Annotated in this window: 3 protein-coding genes; 1 reads left to right on the forward strand and 2 read right to left on the reverse strand. The window is 73.9% G+C overall.

Annotated elements, in window-relative coordinates; translation table 11 throughout:
* On the reverse strand, positions 1-881 hold an 881-nt coding region (locus ADY01_RS33975), incomplete at its 3' end, for a serine/threonine-protein kinase (RefSeq protein ID WP_049580623.1).
* A gap of 114 nt (positions 882-995) precedes the next feature.
* Positions 996-2717 carry a serine/threonine-protein kinase gene (locus ADY01_RS33980; protein ID WP_049580624.1) on the reverse strand — a complete coding sequence of 574 codons (1722 nt, stop codon included), beginning with the start codon at positions 2715-2717 and terminating at the stop codon, positions 996-998.
* 396 nt (positions 2718-3113) lie between these two features.
* On the opposite strand from ADY01_RS33980, the gene ADY01_RS33985 reads away from it, so the two are divergent.
* Positions 3114-3708 (forward strand): FHA domain-containing protein (locus ADY01_RS33985; protein ID WP_049580625.1); only part of this gene is annotated, 595 nt, incomplete at its 3' end.

Raw genomic sequence — 3708 nt, forward strand, 5'->3', positions numbered from 1 at the left:
CTCTCGGGGGCCTCGGGGGCGGCGAGCGGGTCGCCGATGTCGAGCGGCGGCAGGCCCTCGACGGCGGGCAGCAGCTCGCGGAGCCTGGAGGCCAGCTCGGCGGCGCGCAGCCGGGAGGCGGGCGCCTTGGCGAGGCACTGCTGGATGATCTCCCACAGCTCGCGCGGGATCCCCGGCAGCTCGGCCGCGGTCTCCGTGACCTGGCGGCGCAGGACCGCGCCGGGGTGGCCACCGCCGAAGGGGGTGAACCCGGCCAGCAGTTCGTACAACACGGTGACCAGCGCGTAGATGTCCACGGCGGCGCGCGGGGGCAGGCCCTCCACGATCTCGGGCGCCATGTAGTCGGGGGTGCCCACGACGCCGCCCTTGCCGCCGTGCCGGGGCTCGTCGATGAGCTTGGCGACGCCGAAGTCGGTCAGGAGCGCGACGTGCCCGCCCTCGCCGTCCACCGGGTCGAGCAGGATGTTCTCCGGCTTGACGTCGCGGTGCACGATGCCCGCGGCGTGCGCGACGGCCAGGCCGCTGGCGACGCCCGCGGTGAGCGCGACGGCCTCGGAGGGGGCCAGGCGGCGCTCGCGCTCCAGGTGGCCGCGGAGGTCGGGGCCGCGGACCAGGTCCATCACCAGGGCGATGTCCCGGCCGTCGGAGCCTCCGGAGAGCAACAGCTCGCGCACGCCCACGATGTTGGGGTGCTCCAGGCCGAGCAGCGTGTGGCGCTCGTGCGCGAAGCGCTCGGCGAGCTCCGGATCCGCGGCGAGGTCCTCGCGCAGCACCTTGATGGCCACGGGCCCGTCGGGACCCTCGCCGAGCCACACCGTCCCGGCGCTGCCGCGGCCGAGGACGCGGTGAGTGGTGTACTGGCTACCGATGTTCCGTGCCATGGCGTGAGGCTACGACGCCGCTCCGACAACGGCGGGACGCCCCGCCCGGCTTGCCCGGTTTTAGTGGGGTGCCGACGTGAAATTCGACTCGTGGAAGTCGATAAATCTCCGGGGTCATTGATTATTCGGAAGGTCCTCCTCGACCTGGCCGATCTGATCTTGGGTGTCCTCGATCAACCCCATCCATTCGCGAACGTCGTCGAACCAGTCCTTGGTCGCTTCCCAGAAACTCTTGCCGTCCGCAATCCACTCCTGAAGTGGCGTGAAGTTCCACACGAGAAAGCAGATGACGACCAGGATCAGGGCCATGAACAGGCAGCCCTTGAGGCAGCCAAGTCCCGGGATCCGCATGGGGTTCGCGCTGCGTGACCGCTGGCGCGGCTCGCGGCGGTCCTGGCGCGGCTCCGCGCCGCGGCGCGGCTGGGGCTCCTGGTACGGCGGGGGGACCGGCCGCTGGTACTGCTGCGGGGGCGCGTAGGACGCCTGGGGCTGCTGGTACTGCTGCGGCGGATAGCCGTAGCCCTGCTGGGGCTGCTGCGGAGGCGGAACGGAGCGGCGCTGCGGGCGGCGCTGGGGCGGGCGTTGCTGCCGCTGGCGCTGGGGGGCGCGGTAGAGCGGGTCCTGGCCGGGGTCGACCGGCGGCTGGACGCGGGTGGGCTCGTTGCGGTCGCGGGCCGCGCGCATCTGGTCCTGCCAGGGGTGGGGCCCCTCGGGCTCGGGCGGGCCGCCGCCCGCGGGCATGGCCCGGGTGGTGTCGAGGCCCTCGGGGTCCCGCTGCGGGTGCGGCAGCACGCTGGTCGCGGAGAACGGGTCGGCGGTGCCGCCGCCGCCCGAGCCGCCGGGCAGGGCCTGGGTGGGCTCGGCCGACCCGGGCGGGCTGATGCCGGTGCCCGGCACCCGCACCGGGGACGGGTCGGGCGTGAGCAGCGCCGTGACGCCGAGCGCGGCGGTGCGCTGCTCGGCGGCGGCGTGGTCGGCGATGCCCGCGGCCACGGTGCGCAGGGCGCGGGCGAGGCTGGCGGCGGCGGGGCGCTCGTCGGCGCTCTTGCGCAGGCAGCAGTCGATGACGGTCCACAGCGGCCCCGGCAGCCCGTCGGGCTTCCTCGGCTGCTCGCTGATGTGGCGCTGGAGGACCTGGAGGGTGCTGCTGCCGCTGAACGGGGGCTGCCCGGTGACCAGTTCGTACAGCAGGATGCCCGCGGCGTAGACGTCGACCGCGGAGGTCTGCGGGCGGCCCTCGGCGGATTCGGGGGCGATGTAGGAGGGGGTGCCGACGAACTCGTGGGCGCGGGTGACGCCCGGGGAGTCGGCGAGCCTGGCGATGCCGAAGTCGGTGAGCATCGGGCGCAGCGGGCCCGCCTCGTCGAGGGCGCCGGCGAGGATGACGTTGGCCGGCTTGAGGTCGCGGTGGACGACGCCCTTGGCGTGGGCGGCGGCGAGCGCGTCGGCGATCTGGGCGGTGAGCAGGGCGGCGCCGACGGGGCTGAGCGGCCCGTTCTCGTAGAGGTAACGGTGCAGGTCGGGGCCGTCGATCAGGTCCATCACCAGGGCGATGAGCTCGCCCTCGACGACGAGGTCGCGGGTGCGCACGATGTTGTCGTGGCTGTCGGCGCCGAGGCGCAGGAGGACGGAGCGCTCGCGCAGGAAGCGCATGACCACGTCGGGGTCGTGCGCGAGCTCCTCCTTCAGCACCTTGACGGCGACCTGCTCGCCCGGCTGCCCGGCCACCACCGCCTCGTCCCCGGCGGCCTCCCGCTGGCGCCCCCGCCAGACGGTGCCGGTGGCGCCGCGTCCGAGCGGCTCTTCAAGCAGGTACTTGCTGCCTACCGGCCGCACGTGTGCTCCCTGATTGCTTCGCTTGTGATACCGAGACCCGAGCCACCTACTGTAGTGGCGCCACCCGGAAGTGCGGGGGCCACGTGTTCGGGTGCCGCACCGGCCCCCGCCGGGGAGGACGCGCCTGCCGGGGCGCCCGGTTGCGGGTCCCCCGCGGGTCCTTCGGGCGTCCGTCGGAGGGCCGTCGTGGGTCCGTCGAGGGTCCGCTGCGGATCGATGCCCGTTCAAATCCGGTCAGACCTATCCAGAAATCGTCCAATCAAGATCACTAAGTGCCGGTGGCGGCGCGAGCTGTCAGTGGCGGGTGCGAGGATGCTTTCAGCATCACCATCCGATGCGACGACTCATGCGCTCGGGGGCGTGCCATCGGGATGGGCGAGGTGACCGGGAGGGCCGATGCCGATTCAGATCAGGTTGACCGTTCTCGGGCAGGGGGATGCCTCCGCCGGCGTCGACGTCCAGGTCACCGCGCCCACCGACACCCCACTCGACGCGGTCCTCGGCGCGCTCGCCTCCACCGTGTCCCCGGGTGCCACGGCCCCGGGGGCGGTGTTCTGCGAGGACACGCGGCTCGACCCCAGGCGCTCCACGCTCGGCAGGCCGCCGCTGGTCGACGGCGCGGTGCTGGCGTTCCACCGGCCGGTCGAGAGCACGCCCCCGCAGAAGGTCCCGGCGACCGTCCTGGTCGTCTCCGGGCCCGACGCGGGCGGCGTTCACCTGCTGCGGGGCGGCGAGGCGCGCGTCGGCAGGTCGGCCGAGGCCGATGTGCCGCTGGACGACCCGGACGTCTCCCGGGCGCACTGCGCGATAGAGCTCGCTCCCGACGGCTCGGTGACCGTGACCGATCTGGGCTCGACCAACGGGACGCTGCTCGACGGCGCGCCCGTGCGGCGCGGCCCGCTGCCCGTGCGGTCCGGCGGCCTGCTCCGCATCGGCGAGTCGGTGCTGCGCGTGGTCGCCGAGCGCACCGCTCGGCGTCTCCCTCTTCCCC

The organism is Streptomyces sp. SBT349 (genome assembly GCF_001083795.1).
In the GTDB taxonomy this organism is placed as follows: Bacteria; Actinomycetota; Actinomycetes; order Streptomycetales; family Streptomycetaceae; genus Streptomyces.